17 protein-coding genes and 5 pseudogenes are annotated in these 18,564 nt (G+C 68.6%); 11 read left to right on the top strand and 11 right to left on the bottom strand.

The features are described from left to right. Positions 1-936, top strand: a complete 936-nt coding sequence (locus tag ACFXAE_RS10750) for an MBL fold metallo-hydrolase (RefSeq protein ID WP_384711221.1) — start codon at positions 1-3, stop codon at positions 934-936. Between the two features lie 853 nt (positions 937-1,789). Here the strand turns inward: ACFXAE_RS10750 and ACFXAE_RS10755 are convergent. Beyond that, complete coding sequence (locus ACFXAE_RS10755) at positions 1,790-1,918, bottom strand: hypothetical protein (protein ID WP_384711224.1); 129 nt, start codon at positions 1,916-1,918, stop codon at positions 1,790-1,792. Positions 1,919-2,213: 295 nt separating this feature from the next. Between ACFXAE_RS10755 and ACFXAE_RS10760 the strand changes: the two genes are divergently transcribed. The 3 genes and pseudogenes from ACFXAE_RS10760 to ACFXAE_RS10770 all read left to right on the top strand — a co-directional run. Next, on the top strand, positions 2,214-2,777 hold the full coding sequence (locus ACFXAE_RS10760) for a hypothetical protein (protein ID WP_384711227.1): 564 nt from the start codon (positions 2,214-2,216) through the stop codon (positions 2,775-2,777). A 266-nt stretch (positions 2,778-3,043) separates the two neighbouring features. Further along, entirely contained in the window at positions 3,044-3,220 is a 177-nt protein-coding gene (locus tag ACFXAE_RS10765; protein ID WP_384711447.1) for a hypothetical protein, read from the top strand. Beyond that, a pseudogene (locus ACFXAE_RS10770) lies at positions 3,145-3,420 on the top strand (Tn3 family transposase); the annotation flags it as partial. The gene ACFXAE_RS10765 and the pseudogene ACFXAE_RS10770, both read left to right, overlap by 76 nt. 176 nt (positions 3,421-3,596) lie before the next feature. Here the strand turns inward: ACFXAE_RS10770 and ACFXAE_RS10775 are convergent. Together ACFXAE_RS10775 and ACFXAE_RS10780 are read right to left on the bottom strand one after the other, a co-directional pair. Beyond that, positions 3,597-4,469 (bottom strand): NAD(P)-dependent oxidoreductase, encoded by an 873-nt coding sequence (locus tag ACFXAE_RS10775; RefSeq protein ID WP_384711230.1) that lies wholly within the window; start codon positions 4,467-4,469, stop codon positions 3,597-3,599. A gap of 192 nt (positions 4,470-4,661) precedes the next feature. Continuing rightward, positions 4,662-5,552: an NAD(P)-dependent oxidoreductase gene (locus ACFXAE_RS10780; protein ID WP_384711233.1), complete on the bottom strand. Its 891-nt coding sequence runs from the start codon at positions 5,550-5,552 to the stop codon at positions 4,662-4,664. A 158-nt stretch (positions 5,553-5,710) separates the two neighbouring features. On the opposite strand from ACFXAE_RS10780, the gene ACFXAE_RS10785 reads away from it, so the two are divergent. From ACFXAE_RS10785 to ACFXAE_RS10795, 3 genes are all read left to right on the top strand, one after another. Next, complete coding sequence (locus ACFXAE_RS10785; RefSeq protein ID WP_384711236.1) at positions 5,711-6,043, top strand: winged helix-turn-helix transcriptional regulator; 333 nt, start codon at positions 5,711-5,713, stop codon at positions 6,041-6,043. A 303-nt stretch (positions 6,044-6,346) separates the two neighbouring features. Beyond that, positions 6,347-6,895 carry a recombinase family protein gene (locus ACFXAE_RS10790; protein WP_384711239.1) on the top strand — a complete coding sequence of 183 codons (549 nt, stop codon included), beginning with the start codon at positions 6,347-6,349 and terminating at the stop codon, positions 6,893-6,895. Then, a complete protein-coding gene (locus ACFXAE_RS10795) occupies positions 6,844-7,824 on the top strand; it encodes a threonine/serine dehydratase (protein ID WP_384711242.1) in 981 nt (326 codons plus the stop codon). The genes ACFXAE_RS10790 and ACFXAE_RS10795 overlap by 52 nt, the downstream gene beginning before the upstream one ends. Positions 7,825-8,293: 469 nt before the next feature. On the opposite strand, the gene ACFXAE_RS10800 is transcribed toward ACFXAE_RS10795, so the two are convergent. Next, positions 8,294-8,809, bottom strand: a complete 516-nt coding sequence (locus ACFXAE_RS10800) for a GNAT family N-acetyltransferase (protein WP_384711245.1) — start codon at positions 8,807-8,809, stop codon at positions 8,294-8,296. A gap of 724 nt (positions 8,810-9,533) precedes the next feature. On the opposite strand from ACFXAE_RS10800, the gene ACFXAE_RS10805 reads away from it, so the two are divergent. Then, the gene (locus ACFXAE_RS10805) at positions 9,534-10,043 is read left to right on the top strand and encodes a hypothetical protein (protein WP_384711248.1); all 510 of its coding nucleotides are present in this window, start codon (positions 9,534-9,536) and stop codon (positions 10,041-10,043) included. Positions 10,044-10,356: 313 nt separating this feature from the next. On the opposite strand, the gene ACFXAE_RS10810 is transcribed toward ACFXAE_RS10805, so the two are convergent. Beyond that, on the bottom strand, positions 10,357-10,905 hold the full coding sequence (locus ACFXAE_RS10810; protein WP_384711450.1) for a Uma2 family endonuclease: 549 nt from the start codon (positions 10,903-10,905) through the stop codon (positions 10,357-10,359). A gap of 1,184 nt (positions 10,906-12,089) precedes the next feature. Between ACFXAE_RS10810 and ACFXAE_RS10815 the strand changes: the two are divergent. Beyond that, positions 12,090-12,430: pseudogene (locus ACFXAE_RS10815) on the top strand (transposase family protein); the annotation flags it as partial. Between the two features lie 341 nt (positions 12,431-12,771). Here ACFXAE_RS10815 and ACFXAE_RS10820 read toward each other — a convergent pair. From ACFXAE_RS10820 to ACFXAE_RS10835, 4 genes and pseudogenes are all read right to left on the bottom strand, one after another. Next, the gene (locus ACFXAE_RS10820; RefSeq protein ID WP_384711453.1) at positions 12,772-14,010 is read right to left on the bottom strand and encodes a PP2C family protein-serine/threonine phosphatase; all 1,239 of its coding nucleotides are present in this window, start codon (positions 14,008-14,010) and stop codon (positions 12,772-12,774) included. A gap of 348 nt (positions 14,011-14,358) precedes the next feature. Continuing rightward, a pseudogene (locus ACFXAE_RS10825) lies at positions 14,359-14,658 on the bottom strand (SCO5918 family protein); the annotation flags it as partial. Positions 14,659-14,710: 52 nt separating this feature from the next. Further along, complete coding sequence (locus ACFXAE_RS10830; RefSeq protein ID WP_384711250.1) at positions 14,711-15,115, bottom strand: CBS domain-containing protein; 405 nt, start codon at positions 15,113-15,115, stop codon at positions 14,711-14,713. 52 nt (positions 15,116-15,167) lie between these two features. Next, positions 15,168-15,443, bottom strand: a pseudogene (locus tag ACFXAE_RS10835) (ATP-dependent helicase); the annotation flags it as partial. 9 nt (positions 15,444-15,452) lie between these two features. Here ACFXAE_RS10835 and ACFXAE_RS10840 point away from each other — a divergent pair. Together ACFXAE_RS10840 and ACFXAE_RS10845 are read left to right on the top strand one after the other, a co-directional pair. Beyond that, the gene (locus tag ACFXAE_RS10840) at positions 15,453-15,662 is read left to right on the top strand and encodes a hypothetical protein (RefSeq protein WP_384711467.1); all 210 of its coding nucleotides are present in this window, start codon (positions 15,453-15,455) and stop codon (positions 15,660-15,662) included. 778 nt (positions 15,663-16,440) lie between these two features. Further along, complete coding sequence (locus tag ACFXAE_RS10845) at positions 16,441-16,788, top strand: hypothetical protein (protein ID WP_384711253.1); 348 nt, start codon at positions 16,441-16,443, stop codon at positions 16,786-16,788. 785 nt (positions 16,789-17,573) lie between these two features. On the opposite strand, the gene ACFXAE_RS10850 is transcribed toward ACFXAE_RS10845, so the two are convergent. Together ACFXAE_RS10850 and ACFXAE_RS10855 are read right to left on the bottom strand one after the other, a co-directional pair. Further along, positions 17,574-18,218, bottom strand: coding sequence for an AIPR family protein (locus tag ACFXAE_RS10850; RefSeq protein ID WP_384711456.1), 645 nt, complete (start codon positions 18,216-18,218; stop codon positions 17,574-17,576). Positions 18,219-18,295: 77 nt separating this feature from the next. Further along, positions 18,296-18,559: pseudogene (locus tag ACFXAE_RS10855) on the bottom strand (hypothetical protein); the annotation flags it as partial. Positions 18,560-18,564: the final 5 nt, after the last annotated feature.

The raw sequence follows: 18,564 nt of genomic DNA on the forward strand, positions 1-18,564 counted from the left end.
GTGTTCACCTCATCGCAAACGACCAAGTCCATCACTCCCCCCGCCTCTTCCTGGACGGTGGGCAACCACACCGTACGACGCATCGACGAAGTGGTCCTGCCCGCCCAAACCGGTCCGTGGCTGCTGCCCGGGGCAACCACCGACCTCGTGAGCCGGACTCCCTGGCTGAGCCCCGAATTCGCCGACGAACAAGGCGTCCTGCGCCTGACGAGTCACAGCTTCGCCGTCGAGGTGGACGGCATGCGGGTGCTGGTGGACACCGGCATCGGAAACGGGAAGCGGCGCGCCAACCCCGCCTGGCACAACCTGAACAGCGACTACGAAGCACGGCTGCGGGCGGCGGGCTTCGCGCCGGAGAGCGTCGACCTCGTGGTCCTGACCCACCTCCACGCCGACCACGTGGGGTGGAACACGCGTGCCGAGGGCGACGCCTGGGTGCCCACCTTCCCGAACGCGCGCTATCTCACCTCACGCACCGAGTGGGACTACTGGGCGGGTGTCGACATGGAGGAGGCGCGTCGGCAGATGTTCCGGGACTCGGTCCATCCCGTCCGGGAAGCAGGTCTGTTCGACCTCATCGAGGTCGCGGACGAGGGCACGGACGTCGCGCCGGGCATCCGTCTGCTGCCCACCCCCGGCCACACACCGGGGCAGGTGGCGGTGGAACTGAGCAGCCGCGGCGAGACCGCATTGGTCACCGGCGACAGCATCCACCACCCGGTCCAGATGGCGCATCCGGAGCTCTGCAGCTGTGTGGACGTCGCTCCCGAACTCGCGGCCAGGACCCGGAACCAGGTGCTCGGCTCACTGGCCGGTACGTCGACTCTCCTGCTCGGGAGCCACTTCCCGCCGCCGACCGCCGGACACGTGCTACGCGAGGACGGCGGGTACCGACTGGTCCCGGCTCCCCCAGGGGTCACGCCCATCGGCGGCTGAAGCGGATCGGAGCACCCGGGACGTGCCGCGCACCGAGTCGCACCGAGTCCGTACGGGTGACGTCCTGGCCGTCCGCGACCGGACGGCCAGGGAGCGGCCATGAGACTCCTCCGGCATGCGCTCCGTCATCACCGACGGGGCCGGACGACGTCATGACCGATCACCGGCTTGCGCCCTTTGCGCAAGCCGGCTGTCGGCCGTCCCTCGTGGGCGACAGTCACGCCGACGCGCCGCGAACGAGGGCGACCTGCCGGCCCCACTCGCCCATCGCCGGCCGAGCAACGCGGCCCTGCTTCAGTCCCACGAATCGAGCGTCATTCGAGCGTCAACAATGATGAACGCACGTCGCCGAATCATTCGCACGAACCCCGCCACACCCTGTAACCGCAGGTCAGGCGAGTTTGAACAAGCAGTGAGTGCGCCCGACCCGCTGTACGGAGGAAAACAGGTCGAGCGACCCACCCGGGCCGCGCAACCGCAGGTCAGACGTCCTTTGCGGCCTTTTCAAGAATCGCCACGCACTCCACGTGATGCGTCATCGGAAAGGTGTCGGCCTGAGCGAGTCACGGAAAAGACCAGGTCAGAGCAGCTTTCTCGGCTCGCCGCGCAGCGTGAGTACGTCCAGAGCGTCGAACGAGCGTCACGGCTGGCATCCCGTCCCGCCCACTCGGGGCAAACCGAGCTGCCACGACCAGCTCCCCAGCAGGCTCCGTCCCGCTCGCTCCAGACGCCGGCTCGCTCCACATGACCCGCGCCACTTCTCCGGCCGCCATAACGGACTCATGCCTCCAGCCCACAGCACCCCGTACTCACTGCGAGCGACCCTTCAGGCGCGGTCGCCGAGGACCTGGCGCTAGAACACCGACGCGGTGCCCTTGCCGGAACCGAGGTCGAGAATCCACATCACCGGGCGCAGATCAAGGTCCTGGGCGAGGTCCTCCAGCATCCACAACGGGTTCGGCCCCCTGGCGAGGTTGAGCAACCAGCCAGGGCCATAGCGGAGGAGCGCGGATAGCGGTCCGGACGTACGAGATCATTCAAGGCAGTCACACGAGCACGAACCCAAGCCGGTCATCGCTCCAGGCACCACCCGGTTTCGTCCCACTGCTTCGGCTCCCCGCCGATGTGCAGGCGCGGCAACATTCGATCCCGGCCCTTGGGACTGGTGAGCTCATGTTCAGGTGTCGCGCATTCTCGGCCGAGACCGAAGGGTCTCACACTGAGTGATCTGACACGATGGGCGGCGGCAAGGCTCAGGTGTTCCTGGAGGAGCGACTATGGCATTCAAGGCCGGAGCCGTCGAACGGGACGAGTGGTCCTATTCGCCGGCTGTCGGCGTCGGACCGCTCCGGTTCGGTATGACCGTCGACGAAGTGGTTGAGGCGGCTGGGATACTCGGCCGGACGAAGGTCGGCGAGTGTGCGCGGGGCCATGCGATCTTCTCGTCGACCTGGAGGGTCGACGTTCACCGTCGCGGGGTGGCTCCTTCACTGCCTGCCGTCACGGCCTATGTGAGCCAGGTCGCGGGGCTGTTCTGCACCGCCGCCGACGCTGTGTACGGTCCCCAGGTCGTCTACGACGGAATCCCGCTGGTCGGGAGGGATCTGTCGGAGCTGGAAAGCGACGTCATCGCGCATGCCGAGGCAATGGACGTGCAATTTCGCTACACGCCCGAGGGCTACGCAGGACCCGATGATTCCGGGGTCGTGATGCGCGGGCAACTTGTCGGGCCGGTCCTCCGATCGCGTCCGTTGTTCATGGTGACGCGCGACGGCGCGAATACCGAATGGGACTCGATGCCCTCCGAGGAGTACCGCGTCAACGGCCGGTCCGTGCCCTGACGTGGTGTTACACATGACGTGATCACACCCGGCGCTGCGTCGTCCGCTTCGTGGAGACGGGCGTAATCGGCGACGTGTAGCCATCACTGGCTGTGGTCGCCAGGGGCATATCGGCCCCAGGTTCTGCCGGCCTCCATGACGAGATGGGTGGCGGTCTGGTCGTGGGAGCCGAGGGCCCGGGCGACCACTGCGGCCGGCTACGGGCCGTTCCAGCCGGTGTCCAACACACCGTCCGCCTCGACCACGTCCGCGCGCACTGGGGCGACATGCTCCGCGTGGCCGGCTCCCTCGCCCTGGGTGAGGTCCGCGGCCACGACCTGATCCGCATGCTCTCCCGAGACGGCAAGCCACCGGACGGGGAGACGCCTTCGCGCAGCAGGGGCGGATCCTCAAGACCCTGCACCTGCTCCGGTTCGTCTCCGACGAGGGATACCGCCGGGTGATCGGAGCCCAGCTCAACGTCACCGACGCCCGCCACCGTCTCACCCGGAAGATCTTCTTCGGGCAGAGAGGTGAACTGCGCCAGCACTACCGCGAGGGCATAAAGGACCAGCTGGGCACGCTCGGCCTGCCCCTGAACGACGCTGTGGTGCTGTTCGACACATCGACGCCGCCCCGCGATGACGGGCGAGACAGGCCGTAAGGCCGAGGGGCGGCGCGGAACAGCCACCGCGGGTAGCGCGCCGCCTTGATCTTTGCCGGTCAGCTGATGACGGGCCTCACCAATGTCGTCCTTCGAGTAGGTCGGAGCCAACAAGGAGACAGCGGGATTCGCGGTGCCGACTGAGACCTCGCGTGAGCCGGACCGGCGCGAAGCGGCTATGCGGCGGGTTTCTTCAGGACCTCGACCAAGCTGGTCACGCTGTCACCGGCATGGCCGGCTGCTGTTCCTCGCCGGAAAATTTCCAGGACCGCCGTCGGCAGCGAGGTGTCGACCCCCGTGTCCTTGGCGGTCTGCAGGACATGGTCGACGCTCGCCGCACCCATGGCGAGCCTTTCGATGTCGCCCGGGTACTCACCCGCGTCGATCCGCTGCGTGTAGAAGGTCAGGAAGTCCGGCATTTCAGACAGAACGGATGATGCTGACGGCAGGATCTCCTCGGCCGAGACGCCGTGGGCATCCGCCAGTGCGAGGGCGTGCAGCCAGCCGAGCACCGTCGTCCAGAACAGGTCCATCCCGACCTGGTAGTACAACACGGCCAGCCCCGGGTCCTCGCCGCGGTAGTCCGTGCCGGTGAGCACCTCCAGGGCCTCCCGGTGCGCGTCGAACACCTCCTGGGGCCCGCTGTAGAAGGTGGAGACCCCGGGCTGCCCGATGCCCGGGGGTGAAGCCTGCACACCTCCGGTGAGGTACCGGGCACCGTGTCCTGACGCCCACCGCGCAGCTCTGCGGGCATTCTCGGGGGTGTCCGAGCCGAGATTGACGAGAACCCGGCCGGACAGCGCCTCGGTGGCCGGCTCGAGGACGGCGTACATCGCGCGGTGGTCCGTCAGGCTGAGGATCACCAGTTCGCTCGCGGCGAGCGCGCCGTGGACCGTGGCGGCCCGGTCGGCTCCCTCGTCCACCAGTTCGTCCGCCTTGCCTGCGGTCCGGTTCCAGACGGTGACCCGGTAGCCCTTGCCGAGGAACGCGCTCGCCATCGCACGCCCCATTGGCCCGAGCCCGATGACCGTTACGTCGCGTTTGCTCATGACACCCCTCACCATCACATCAAAACCTGAACATTTTTCCGGGTAAGACTTGAACGTGCCGTTCCGTCACCGAACGACCTGTGCCGGCACCTTCGAGGCCGGGTGGCCGCCGCAACCTGTCGCAGGCGGCGTGGCGGTGACCACGACCATGGCCCGATCCGCGGGAACGTGCGCCTCGGAACAGTCGTCGCATTACGCTTTCTGTGCTGAATTCCGGAGTACTTCGGTCAGGGCCGAGATGCTGTGGTCGCCATGACCCGCCGCAGCCGCCCGCTCCACCAGGTCGTGCAGCGGGGCGAGCCAGGCCACGTCGACGTTGGTCTCCTTGGCCAGTTCCATGTCATGGACCGCGCCCGCGAGGAAGAGGTTCACGGAGGAGGCGGCATCGGTGTAATCGCCTCTGTCGATTTCTGCGGCGTAGACCGGCAGCAGAGACTTGATCATGTCCAGCCACTTCCCGGCGAACCGCACCATGCTGCTCACCTCCAGCCCACGAGCCTGAACGGCCGCGGCCCCCTGGAAGAAACCGACGAGCGCGGGCAGCAGCATGGCGCCCACCGCCATCTCGTACAGGGCGGCGAGGTCGGTCTCGTCTCCGAGATGGACGGTGTCGCCTCCCAGTACCTTCAGCGTCGTCTCGTACTCGTCGAACACCGTCTTGTCTCCGCTGTAGTACAACAGCGTGTCCAGCGCTCCCACGGCCTCCGGCACGTTCTTGACCGCTCCGGCCAGAAACCGGGCGCCATGACCGGTCGCCCAGGCAGCCATGGCGCGGGCGCCGGCGGGCGAACCGCTGTTCAACGTGACGAGGGCACGCCCGGACAGCGCCGCCGCGGCCGGCTCCAGGGCGGAGCGGGTGTCTTCGAAGGTGGTCAGACACGTGATGACCAGCGGGCTCGCCCCGACCGCGGCCTCCACCGCCCGGGCATGGACGGCGCCCTTGGCCACCAGCGGTGCGGCCTTGGCCGGCGTGCGGTTCCACACCGTTGTCGGGTGCCCCGCGTCGGCGAACGCTCCGGCCAGCGCCCGGCCCATCGACCCCAGCCCGACGACGGTCACGGGGGTGGGGGCATTCTTGGTCATGTGTCACTCCGGTCAGCAGTCGGATGGTCGAGCAACCACGCAATCGCCGATCTGCGCGTCGGGCGCGGCTCCCAATTCCATTCTGGAAGCCCCACACACATTTGATCAAGTACCTACAATTCTGTTCGGTACCCACACTTTTGTCAGTAGGAGTGCTGATGACCAAGCGGACCTATATCTGCGGGCTCGACGCCGCCATCGCCGTCATGGGCGGTAAGTGGAAGGGGTTGATCCTGTTTTCGCTCGGCGAGGAGGGGCCGTTGCGTTTCGGAGAGTTGAGGCGGGCGGTGCCCGGAATCAGCGAAAGAATGCTGATTCTTCAACTCCGGGAGATGGAGGCCAGCGGCCTGGTGCACCGCGAGGTCCACCACCAGGTCCCGCCCAAGGTGGAGTACTCGCTGACCGAGTTCGGCAGCTCCCTCAACACGGCACTCGCACCGCTCGGGGAGTGGGGCGAGGAGCATATGGAGCGCATCGAGGCCATCCCCTAGCCAGTCCTTCACTCCTCCGGCACGTGACGCGCCGAAGGGACCTCTCAGACACTCCCGTGTTCGGGGATCGGCCAATTCCTCGACAACATCAGTAAGCGGCGGGCTACAGTCGGAACGGCACCGGAACATGTGGCAGAAACGGAGTCGAAAAGTCGGTGTGCTCGCGAACTCGAGAGCCATCGTTTTCTGTACGGTCTCGCGGGTGAAGACACCTTCGGACGGCGAGACCGCCGATCTCCTCGCCCGGCCCCCGCCGCGCGGGGCGCGCTCGCCGGGTACACCCGCGTCTCGGCCCAGGGACAGGTGCCCGACCAGCGGATCCACGCCCTCACCGGAGCAGGCCGCATTCGGATCTTCGCCGGCGGAAGGTCCGGCGAGAACGCGGAGCGCGAGGAACCGCGGAAGGACCTCGACCACTTCCGCGAAGGGGACACCCCCGCCGTCCTCTCCCTCGATCGGCTCGGCCGCTCCATTCGGGACCTCATCACCATCGTCTCCGGCTTGCGTAAGCATGGCATCGGCTTCACCTCGCTCCACAAGGCGCTCGACACCACCACCCCGGGCGGGCGCCCGGTCTTCCACGTGTTCGCGGCATTCGCGGAGTTCATCCGCGAACTTGTCGTCCAGGGCACCCACGAGGACCTGGACGCAGCCCACCCCGTGGCCTCCGTCTCGACCGCCATGGCCGGGGAACAGATCCGTCACGCCCGGGACTTGCTCACTGAGCGCCAGGCGATTTCGATGATGCGAATGGCGGCGACCGTGCGACCCCAGCGCTGGTGGCGCTACGCTGCCGTGTCGTGCAGGAAACGCGCCTCGACACCGCCCGGATCCGAGCGGCTCGCCGGGTGATCAACCCGGTCTTCCTCGACACTCCGCTCTACCGCTGCGAGGCGCTGGAGCCCGGCCTCGGGTGCACGGTGAGCATCAAGCTGGAAACGGCGAACCCGGTCCGCAGCTTCAAGGCCCGCGGCACCGAGGTGGTCGCGAGCCTGCTGGCCGACGATGCCCCGCGAGCCGCGGTGTGCGCGAGCGCGGGCAACCTCGGCCAAGCCCTTGCATGGTCCGGACGCGGCCGGGGGATCGACGTCACAGTCGTGGCATCCCGCTTCGCGACTCGGGCCAAGCTTGATCGCATCCGCGCGTTGGACGCCGGGTTGGAACTGGTGGACGGAGACCACGAGATGGCGCGCGAGCGGGCGGCTGCCATCGCGCGGTACGACGGCATCCGGCTGGTCGAAGACAGCCTGGACATCGAAACCTGCGAGGGCGCGGCGACCATCGGCCTGGAACTGGTGGGCACCGGGCTGTCGTTCGACGCCGTCCTGATCGCTCTCGGCGGTGGGGCGCTGGCCACCGGTGTGGGGCATGTGGTGAAGGCCCTGGCGCCCGAGGTCGAGGTGATCTGCGTCCAACCGCTGGGAGCACCGGCGATGACACACTCGTGGCGCATGCGACGAGTGGTCACTACCGACTCGACCAGCACGATCGCTGACGGCGTCGCCGGCCGGCGACCCATCCCGGCCGTCCTGGACGACCTGCTCCTGGTGGCCGACGACGCCGTTCTGGTCCAGGAGGCATCGATCATCGCCGGTATGCGGATGCTCCTCGACCACGCCGGCCTCGTCGTCGAGCCGTCGGCCGCGCTCGGCGTCGCGGCGATCCTCGAAGACCGTGACCGCTTCGCCGGCCGGCACGTAGCCACCATCGTGTGCGGCAGCAACGTCGACGTGGACGCCTACCACCGCTGGGTCGGCGCGGCTCCCCTCCCCAGGTCCTGACAATCACCCGGACCGAGGTGGAGTCGATGCTGATGTCCCGGCCGATGCCGCCGTTGGCTTCGGCAACGGCCTGAACGTGCCGGACCATCGCCCGGGCGGGCACCGAACCGGACGACATCCCCAAGGAGGTGATCCGCCTCGTCGGACACACCCCGGCATCCTCCCGCCCAATCCGGGCGCCCCCGTGACGGCGCCCCCACCGAGCCCGCCAGGACCCCGGCACTGCAACGGTGCCTGCCATGACTGCCGGCCGCATCCTGCGCCGGCCGGCAGGGCGCCGGAGACGGCGGACATCCGGCGCGGCCGAGTCACTGCAAACGACGCGGACACAGCCCCTGAGAACTGCCCAGCACTCGGAGCAAGCATCATCGCAACGACAGGTCCCGGCTCTCCGGTCACGCCGGCAGCCCGGGAATTCAGCGACCGCGGTGGGGGTCCTGGAGGGCATTGCTTCCAGGACCCCCCGCAATCAGCGCAGCTCGCGGTCCGGGGCCGAGATCCCGAACTTGACTACGTTCTCCCCGGTCGTCCAACGGCGGAAGCCGGCCTTCTCCAGTACTCGGACCGAGGCCGGGTTCGACAGTTCCACGTCGGCGGACACGGTGTGGACATCCGGCAAGGTGAGGGCGAAGCCGGCGAGGGCCCGGGTGGCCTCGGAGGCATAGCCTCGGCCACGCCGGGAGACCACGATGCCGTAGCCGATCTCAAGGACCCCCTCGCTGGGCGGCCAGAACAGGCCGATGGAGCCCACCACCAGACCGCTGTCGCGCTCGATGACCAGACGGTGGCCGTAGGGGCCGAGCCAGTCGGGGTACTGCTCGAAGAGGCCCGTGACCACGCGATCGCCTTCGGCGGGAAAGTCGTCCGCCCAGTGCGGGGACCGGGTGCCGTCGAGGACCGCGGCGACCTCGCTCCCGGTCCAGGTCCGCAGGACGAGGCGCTCGGTGACCACGTCGGAGTGGACGTGTGAAGAAGAGGAAGACATGTGTCTCTCCTGGTCGTTGGAACGACCGGCCGCGCTCTGTTATCGCACGGGCCGGATGAGGGCATGCTGATGACGGCCAACGGCAGCCATATTCATCAACCTCCTCATCCCGAGATCACGCGTCTGTCGCGCCAGCGTGAGGGTAGTAGCCCCTCCTCTGCCGGGGCAACTCCTTTCCGGACTGCCGACCCGGGCCGCATTCCCGTCGTCCGCCCGAAGGCGGGCCGGGCGGCGTCCGGCACGTGCATTCGGCGTGCCGGGGCCCCCGAGGCAGACCGACGTGACGGCGCGGTCGAGGGGCGTCCCTCCGCGGAGCCTCCACTGCGCGCCGTCGCAAGCTCCGCCCGCACCCGAAACCGCTCTCAAACGGCGGCCGGGCAGGGAGCGCGTCACGTCGGCCAGGCGGCCGGGACACCGCATCCGGTACCGGGACCATGATCAGGAGCTGGCCGACCGCGTCTGCCACGGTGGGCTGCCTCACACACTCCGCTTGGCGGACGGAGCGGCCACTCGCCGTACCGCTGCCGCAGAGGCGCCCTGCCGCAGGAATGAACAGAGGCCGCACATCACCGTCCTCGTCAGCGACAGACGCTGCGGGCCTGTATTCTCTGCTGCGAAGTCCGGCGCGTACAAGCACTTCGAAACAGCGCCCGTCTCCCGAGCCACTCGGGGACGGGCGCTTTTTTGTTGCCGGTCTCCGTATCGAGCTACGAGGAGCCGTCCTGTGAGCGACAACCCCTTTCACACCCACCTGCCGCGCAACCCGAAGGAGTTCACAGCGTTCATGCTGGTCATCGCAGTGATCTCGGTGAGCACCATCCCGGTGGCGATCGGCGGCCTGACCGCCGGCTTCACCGTGGCCATGTGGACCGATCTGCTGCGGGTGATGCCGGTCCTGCTGGTCGCGGTCGTGGCCGTCGTGCTGCTGACGATGAAGCCCGCCCAGATGCTCACCGCGCGGCTCGTGCGCCCGGGCGACAGCTTCCGCGCCCATATGATCTTGAACGCCCTGTGCAGCGTGCTGCTGATCTCCCTCGTGATGACGGTGGTCGGCACCTGGATCGGCACACGGCAGATCTCCACCGAGCCCTTCGAGCAGTTCGCACACCTGTGGCCGCGGAACTGCACCATCGCGTTCCTCGTCGAGGCGCTGCTCGCCCAGCCGGTCGCCCGGCAGGTCATGCGTCGCCATCACCAGCGCGTCGACGCCCGCGCCGCGCTCGCAGCGGCCTGACAGCCACTCCCGGCGCCCTCCCCAAACGCCCTCACCCTACGAACGGGAGGACCGACCCTGTCACCAAGGTGGAGCGCGCGGAGGGGAGGTGGGCCGGCCAGGCGCGACAAGCACTCGCGGTCGCGGCTACAGAACGCGGAGGAGGGCGCGAGACCATGGTCATGGTCATGGTCTGGAGAGATCGCGCCGACGCCGCCGTTGCGGGAAGGGAGGAAAGCGGTGATCAGCCGACGGTCCGGCTGCCGCTCCCCTCCGATCCGATCCGTCGCCTCTCCCACGTCCTTACGCGTTCCTGTCCGCGTTCGGATGCCGGTCAGGGCACGAGCGTGTCGAGATCGATGTCCAGCGGGAAGGGGACCAAAACCTTCAACCGACCACGATGAATGCCAGTCGGCACGTACGTGCGAGTCATACCGTCCAGTTCATACGTATGGACGGCGGGAGCCCCGGCTTCGTCCTCGACACGCCAGAAGTGCGCGATCCTGGCCTGCGCGTACTTGAAGGGCTTGAGCGACCGGTCGCGGTCCGCGGACTCCTCCGAGACGACCTCGACGACCAGCGTGACGTCTTCAGGCGCGTACCAGGTGCGGTCGGGGTCGTAGGCGGCGGTGGAGACCAGGATGTCGGGCTCGGGCCGGCTCTTGCGGTCGAGACGGACGGTCATCTCCCGCTCGGTCTCGAACCCGGCGGGTACCCCATGCCTCAGCGCGAACGTCAGGTTCTCCACGAGCCTGGCGTGCCAGGAGCGCTGCGGCGACATCATGAAGATCAATGCTCCGTCGATGAGTTCGGTGTGACGGGGAGCCTGGGGAAGGTGGTCGAGGTCGTCGGCCTCCCAGCCGCTCGGCCTGGGCGGAATCATCCAGTCGGGCAGTTCGGCGGTCACAGCTCCTCCAGACGCCTTCGGAAGACAGTCACAGGCCCTTGTCCCGGGAGACGGACCGGGGCCGCGCAACCCTGCACCAGACTAATCGACCCCGCTGGTCAGCCACCCGACTCGCCCTTATGCTCGACCATCTGTCACGTCACCCCCTCCGGCCCGATATGCCGCGTCGCTCTCCGCAGCCGGTACGCATGCGCGACAGCCGCAGCGCACCGGCCTGAGACATGACCACCATCGCGGCGGCCGTCGCAGCAGGAGACCATGATCCGCCGGTGATCCGAGCGTCAAAATCGAACGTCACGGTCGATCCCCCGCGGAAACTCTCCCGTCAGCCGTTCCCGGCCATGCGGGCGGCTTCGCTCGCGGACACCGTGAGAAAGCAACCTGGAAATTCCGCACCCGGCCGCCGGTGATGTGCCGGGTTTCCCCGCCGGAGGGGCGCCCGGCCGGCCCGCGCCCGGCGGCACGGTGGACAGTGGGGCGCCGCGGCGAGCCGTCCAGGGCCCGCATCGGAGCTTTGTCGGGAGGGCGAACCCAAACGCTTCCGGCGCCACCGCCCCGTCCCGGTTCGCCGTGGCGTTCAACGGATGAGCCGGCCACACGCCCTCCGTGCTGTTCCGCACCGTCGACGACGCCCTCCCGGTACACCGTCGTCGGCGGCCGGCTCGCGGCGCTGCCGGAGTGACCGCCGCTGGACCACCGTCACCCTGCGGCGCCTGAAGTTCGTCCCTTGCCCCGGATCCAGCGCGTGGGACGACAGCGGTGCCACTACGGCCGGTGCCGCACCCCTGGGGGCCCGCACCGGCCGTCTCCCTGCTGCGTGCCGCGACCTCTACCGACGTGCGTCCCCTGCCGCCGTCTTCGTCGTCGTGAACGGCAGCACCAGGCGCATCCTCCGCGTCGCCCGACAACACGCAGCGAGCGCCGACCACGAAGCGGCTCCCGCGCTGAACCCCGCCAGGACGGAAGTGATGACCCCGGACGCGGGAGCACCTCGCACATGACCCTCATCAGCGCTGGGCAGCGGCCTCGGCCGATGCCCAGCCCGCCGTGCACTACACAGCCACACCCATCACGTCAAGCCCCGAAGGACTTCCGGAGTCGACCACCTGGTTCTTGCGTGCGGTCACCAGAGCAAAGGAGAGAAGATCTCCGCCGTCTGACGCCTGATCCGGGCCTCGGCCGCCCTGCCGGGAGCCCACACACGACCTGACCGCGGCGCGGGCCCACGGTATTCCCGCCGCCCTCACCGCGGAGGACACCACGTGCTGAGCCGACCAGGCATACCAGGACGCCCACCCCGCGATCCGCGTCCCGATCCGTGGCAAGCACCTGCGCGGCCGGGCGCCGACGTCACAACCGGGACCACACGAAGATCCACAGCCTCGGTGAACGCGCCATGGCGATCCTCAAGTCCTGGCGGCTCCCGCGGAAGCTCCGCTGCAGCACCACCCGGATCACCGCCGTCGTCAGAGCCGTCGTCACCCTCGAACTCGCCACCTGACCAAGATGGAAAAGGTTCATTTGAAACGATCAGTAATCCACAAGCTCGGCCCCGGCCTCTACGCCGCGACACAATGGTCCCCAGGGCCAGTTGCGTGACCTGCGAAAACGCTAGCTACCCGGCCTTGGGTCAAGGTCCGGACCCCGAACTCAAAGGATCGACCATGGTATCGAGAGCTGTTCCGGAGGGTGACGAGATCAGGTGGTGGGTCAGCTCTGCCGTGGCGCGATACCACCGGAAGATCAAGTCGAGGAACGCTTGGTCATGCTCGGTTCGCTGACCGGCGTTGCGGTCTCGCACGAAGCCATTGGTGGCGTGGGACCCGCCATGCGGCCCGAGGTTTAACGCGCTGCAGCGGTTGGTCCCGTTCTTGACGGAGGCGAGGCGTCGGTGAGATCGGCGCCGGTGGAGGCGTCTCGCTGGGAGTGGCCGACACCGTGCCAGTCCAGGCACATGACGGTCACATCGTCCTCCAGGTGACCGTGGCTGGCGTCGACGATCGCCCCGATGAGGGTGCGAGCGGCCTCCCTGGGGTGCAGTACACGGGTGCGAACGGTCAGGTCCGCCAGGTCCAAGCTGTTGGCGTTGCGTTCCAGCATGCCGTCCGTCAGCATCACGAGCCGGTCGCCGGGTTGCAGGTCCAGCGACTGGACGCGGTAGGGGTGCGGGGGCTGGAAGCCGAACGGCAGATCGACCCTGGGAACGATCTGCTGCACTTTCCCGTCTCGCATCCGCAGCGGCCAGGGGTGTCCGGCGTTGATGAACTCGGCCTTGCCGTCGAGCAGGCTGATCCGCAGCAGCTGGCCGGTGGCATAGCCTCCAAGGCCGTGCTCGCGCATGGCCTGGTCGGCCTGGCGGGCTTGCTCCTCGAGGCCGGCGCCCGCCCGCCGTGCCCGGCGCAGGGCGCCCACCACCAGGGTGGCCAGCAGTTCGGCGGCGACGTCGTGCCCCATGGCGTCGGTGACGGACAGCTGGACGGCGTCCCGGTCGATGACGTAGTCGAAGGTGTCACCCCCGACGTGATCGGCGGGCTCCAGCGCTCCGGCCACCGCGAACTGCGCCGCCTCGCACGCCAGCGACACCGGGAGCAGCCGGTGCTGGATCTCCGCGGCCAGGCTCAGCGGGACCGTGCGCCGGCCCCACTGGTAGACGTCGGTGAAGGACCGGTTCGCGATGACGATGTAGGCCAGCGCGTGCGCCGTCTCACCGATCTCCCGCATCGTCTCCGCGTCCGGCGCCGCGGGCAAGAACAGTTCCAGAACGCCGATGGCGTCCCCACGATTGGTCACCGAAGCGACGATCCGCACCGGCGCGCCCTCGCCCCTGTCCTCGACACCGGGCCGCTGGGTGCGGATCACCTCGTCGTAAAGGGTGCCCCGCAGCGGGATGCGGCGGGCTGGCGCACCGGTCTCGACACTGCCCGCAGCGCCCAGCCGTACGACCGAGCTGCCGTTGAAATCGGTGATCAGGAAGGACACCGACGCCGCCCCCAGACGCTCCTTGAGCATGCGCGCGACCACATCGAGCGACTCCACGGGCGCCGCGGCCTCCGCCGCCTCCAACGTCCCCGCCAGCGTCAACGCGTCGCCCGCGCGATTTCCGCCTGCTCCCCGTGCGGTCACGGCACCTCCTCGCTCCTCAACTCGATGCCGCTCAGGACTCGCGTCCCGGACACTCGGGGGCCGGTGCCCAGTCCAGCACCGAACGAGTCAATGGCACCACGTGTCCCAGCCTGCGCCCGGGTATCCAGCCGCCCGGCCGTCATCACTCTCGGGCCGTGTGCAGTCAGGCCCGGGTCCGTGCGTCCTGCGCTGCCGTATGCGCCTCATGTGGCAGCCAGAAGGACGGCACTGAAGTGCTCGGTGAAGGCGGCGAAGCTCACTACGGCTTCGACGGCGGCTCGCGTCTGGCCGTGGGTCAGGCGGCTGCGGGGCCCCGAGCATCGCCGAAGCCTCCTGGAACGCGCTGAGCGTGCGCGTGGGTGCGGCCGCTTGGGAGAGGTCGCGGCAGGTGAAGCCGAGCTGGGTCATGGCCCGCAGGACCTCGCCGGCGCTGAAGTCGCGGCGGTCCTGGCGGGTGACGATCTGCCCGACCTGCTTGACGGGGTAGGTGCGACGACCGATGGTCACGGACGCCCCGATGACTTCCTCGGGCTTGACGCCCTTCATCGATTCCAGGACGCCGCTCTTGGTGAGGTCGAAGGGGAAGCGGGCGATGACACAGCGCATGATGCCTCACAGGGAGAAGAACGAGGGATGGTTCTGTCGCGGTTGCGGCGGTTCAGCGGGCCAGGGCGAGGACGCCCAGGGTGTTGCCGTGTTCGTCGACCACGGGCAGGGCATCGAGGCGGTGGTAGCGCATCGAGTGCTCGGCTTCGGCCATGGTGGTCACGGGCGAGGCGAAGGGCCCCGGGTCGACGAGGATGTCCCGCAACTGGACCCGGTCCGTGTACGCAGAGCTGTCGCGGACCGTGGTGAGCTGGACCTGGGTGAGAAGTCCGGTGCACACGCCGTCGTTGTCGCAGACGAGCAGGTGTCCGGTGCGGGCGCTCGCCATGACGGACAGGGCCACCTCGACAGTCATGTCGTCGCAGACCTGCGGTCCGGCGGTTTCCATGGCGTCGGCCACCGCCCTGGGCACGGGAGCGGTGCCCGTCGAGCGGGGCTCCACCTGAACCATCGTCACAACGTGCCTCCTGCAGAGGTGGGCCAGTGCCTTGAACCTGAACACGAAGTCCTTACGCCGCCGGGTCGAACGAGGACTGTCGGGTCCTGCGCCGGGCGACCGAGGCGGGGCTGCGCCGGCCCCGTGAGGACGACGTGCTGCGCTGACGCCGCTCGGCGACCGGCGCGGTGATCGTCACGGGGATGCCGGAGGGTGTCCGGGCGCCGTGATCTGACCGAGTTCCTCTTCGCCGGAGCGGACCTGGGTGGTCTGGGGCGTGATGCCGGCGGCGGTCATGAGGCGGGTCATGTCGCGGCGCTGGTTGAGGGGTGACCAGGGTGACGACGCTGCGGTCCAGATGGCGCATCCGGAGCTCTGCAGCTGTGTGGACGTCGCTCCCGAACTCGCGGCCAGGACCCGGAACCAGGTGCTCGGCTCACTGGCCGGTACGTCGACTCTCCTGCTCGGGAGCCACTTCCCGCCGCCGACCGCCGGACACGTGCTACGCGAGGACGGCGGGTACCGACTGGTCCCGGCTCCCCCAGGGGTCACGCCCATCGGCGGCTGAAGCGGATCGGAGCACCCGGGACGTGCCGCGCACCGAGTCGCACCGAGTCCGTACGGGTGACGTCCTGGCCGTCCGCGACCGGACGGCCAGGGAGCGGCCATGAGACTCCTCCGGCATGCGCTCCGTCATCACCGACGGGGCCGGACGACGTCATGACCGATCACCGGCTTGCGCCCTTTGCGCAAGCCGGCTGTCGGCCGTCCCTCGTGGGCGACAGTCACGCCGACGCGCCGCGAACGAGGGCGACCTGCCGGCCCCACTCGCCCATCGCCGGCCGAGCAACGCGGCCCTGCTTCAGTCCCACGAATCGAGCGTCATTCGAGCGTCAACAATGATGAACGCACGTCGCCGAATCATTCGCACGAACCCCGCCACACCCTGTAACCGCAGGTCAGGCGAGTTTGAACAAGCAGTGAGTGCGCCCGACCCGCTGTACGGAGGAAAACAGGTCGAGCGACCCACCCGGGCCGCGCAACCGCAGGTCAGACGTCCTTTGCGGCCTTTTCAAGAATCGCCACGCACTCCACGTGATGCGTCATCGGAAAGGTGTCGGCCTGAAGGGATCCAAGAAAACCCCTGGTCAGAGCCGGTTTCTCGGCTCATCGTCCTTCGTGCAGACGCCCAGAGCGTCAAACGAGCGTCAAGCCAGAGAGTCCGTGCTGCTCAGAGCTGAGCAGACTGCGGCAACCAGCTCACCCGGAGATCCGCTCCCGCTCGCTCCGGACGCCGGCTCGCACATCATGACCCTCGCAACGTCTCCGGCCGCCATAATGGGGTCATGCCCTCCAGCCCACAGCATCCCGCATCCACGCCGAGCGACCTCTCGGGTGCGGTCGCCGAGGACCTCGCGCTGTACCGGGAGAAGTTCCGCCGCCGCCTGCCGGAGTCGCTGGACGAGCTGCGCGGGCCGACCCACGGTGTCGTGGATCTGCCGCTGCACATGGCCTGGTCCGGGATGACCTCATACGACCTGGGCAAGCCTCGCCAGCACATGAGCCTGTACCGCACCGTCCTGCACGAGGACCTGCCCTTGAGCTTGATGGCGACGGGCCGGCCCAGTTCGGGGGCGTGTCCCGCCCAGACCTGCCCCATCCCTCCCCTGTCGATGAGTTCTCCGAGTTTGTAGCGACCTACGCGACGGTGTACCCCCGGCACGCTCACTCGCCCGTGTCCTGAGGAACCTCGGCATCCTGGGGGAATCGGAGTCCCAGAGAGCTTCGGCGAGCTCGGAGAGGCTGCCTTCGCCGGGAACCACCCGGTAGCGAGGACCCTGGACAGCGCTCCATGCCTCGCGCCAGTCGGCACGCTGCCAGATGTGCCAGGTCAGTCCGTTGATCGAGTACAGACGCCCGTCCGCTGCCCAGCGCAGCGGCTGCCGGGCATCGTTGTTCCAGGTCCCGAGGTAGCGGAGAGGGTCCTCGTCGAGCCAGCGGCCGATGGCCGCTTCTTCCACTCCCCCGGCTGGTACGACAGCTGCGTTCCGTCAGGGATCCGCCGATGGTCGACGAGAAGCCGGGCGGAGCCGGGCCTCCTCCGTGGTTTCGGCGGGGACGCGACCACAAGCTGTGGGGTCCGCTCCACGTCAGCGAGGGCGTGCAGGGCCGCCTCTGCGAGTTGGCGGCACCGCCCGGTCTCGCGGAAAGTTGTGGCGACGAAGGAGTTGCTGCCGAAGAGGTCGTCCACCAGCGGGATCAGAGCAGCCAGCACCGGGCGTACGAGCCCTGGCACCTCGTCCAGAAGCTGCTCCCACTCCGCGTCGGGATCGTCGATCCCCTCGGCTCCGCTGAGCCGGAACACGAGATGGGTGACAAGCAGGGTTCCGCGCTCCGCGATAACGGCCGGGCGCCCGTTCAAACGGGGTCTCAGTTCGTGGAGGGCTTCTCGGACAGCGCGGAGCAGGAGTACGGAGCGTCAGATCTGAAGCGCGCTCGGCTGCCGTCCGAACAGGCGGGTGCAGGCCCCCTCCGACGTCGCCTCCCACAGGTGCTCCGTCGACGCATTGGCCAAGGCGCTGAGGGAGGCGTCGGGGTGGCCACAGGCGAGCGCCACGGCCCCCTCCTCCATCGAGCAGCCCGCGGCAGGAGTGGGGACCAACTCGCCCCGCCTGAACACGTACTCCTTGTCGAGGCTGGTCCGAAAGTCGTCCCGGATACGTGCCTGCACCTCGTCGAGGGCGGCGAAGTCCCGCGACCCGGTGTGGTGTTGGGTATTCGTCGCGGCACCGACGGACCGGGTGAAGCCCTCGGGTGCGTTCGCCAGGGAGATGAACCTCACCGGGACACTGGCCGGCACGACGTTCTCGGGATACCTCTGGTGCGCGTGGTAGACGGAGGCGATGGTCTGGGCGCCGTTGACGACCGTGGCACCTGTCAGCCGCAGTCGTACGGGAGCGCCTTCGACGGGGCGGGAGATGAATTCGGTCTCGATGGAGTCGCACAGCAGCGTGATGCCGTTGTTGAAGTACGAGAAGTTCTCCGGGGCGGTCCGCAGCGTCTCCATGATCCCGAGGTTGAGCGGAGTCGTACCGAGGGGGTTCCGGATGTTCCGGTCGAACAGGCGGGCCCCGTGAGCCGGTCGATCTCTCGGCGGACCCGCTCGGCGAGTTCGACCAGCGGCAGGTCCTCCGCCACCGGGATGCGCACCGGCAGATTGTTGGCGAACTGGCCCACGATCGAGCGTTCGCCTTCGGTCCGGCGGTTGAGGAAGGGCACCCCGAACACGACCTCGTCGGCCTGGTGGATGTGCCCGAGGCACACCGCGAACGCCGGGAGCAGGTAGGGGAAGGGGGACGCGCCCGCGTCGAGGATGCGCCGCACCAGCTCCTCGCCGACCGGGAAGGAGTGCCGGCCGCGGCCGGGCCGGGCGGCGCCGGAACGTGTGAAGAGAGCGGGCTCCACGCCCG

The organism is Streptomyces sp. NPDC059454, assembly GCF_042749965.1.
Lineage (GTDB): Bacteria > Actinomycetota > Actinomycetes > Streptomycetales > Streptomycetaceae > Streptomyces.

Excerpts from the sequence above, each read along its gene's own strand:
- ACFXAE_RS10760 (WP_384711227.1), top strand. The coding sequence starts at position 2,214 with ATGGCATTCAAGGCCGGAGCCGTCGAACGGGACGAGTGGTCCTATTCG.
- ACFXAE_RS10765 (WP_384711447.1), top strand. The coding sequence starts at position 3,044 with ATGCTCCGCGTGGCCGGCTCCCTCGCCCTGGGTGAGGTCCGCGGCCAC.
- ACFXAE_RS10775 (WP_384711230.1), bottom strand. The coding sequence starts at position 4,469 with ATGAGCAAACGCGACGTAACGGTCATCGGGCTCGGGCCAATGGGGCGT.
- ACFXAE_RS10780 (WP_384711233.1), bottom strand. The coding sequence starts at position 5,552 with ATGACCAAGAATGCCCCCACCCCCGTGACCGTCGTCGGGCTGGGGTCG.
- ACFXAE_RS10785 (WP_384711236.1), top strand. The coding sequence starts at position 5,711 with ATGACCAAGCGGACCTATATCTGCGGGCTCGACGCCGCCATCGCCGTC.
- ACFXAE_RS10800 (WP_384711245.1), bottom strand. The coding sequence starts at position 8,809 with ATGTCTTCCTCTTCTTCACACGTCCACTCCGACGTGGTCACCGAGCGC.
- ACFXAE_RS10810 (WP_384711450.1), bottom strand. The coding sequence starts at position 10,905 with ATGATTCCGCCCAGGCCGAGCGGCTGGGAGGCCGACGACCTCGACCAC.
- ACFXAE_RS10840 (WP_384711467.1), top strand. The coding sequence starts at position 15,453 with ATGGCGCATCCGGAGCTCTGCAGCTGTGTGGACGTCGCTCCCGAACTC.
- ACFXAE_RS10845 (WP_384711253.1), top strand. The coding sequence starts at position 16,441 with ATGCCCTCCAGCCCACAGCATCCCGCATCCACGCCGAGCGACCTCTCG.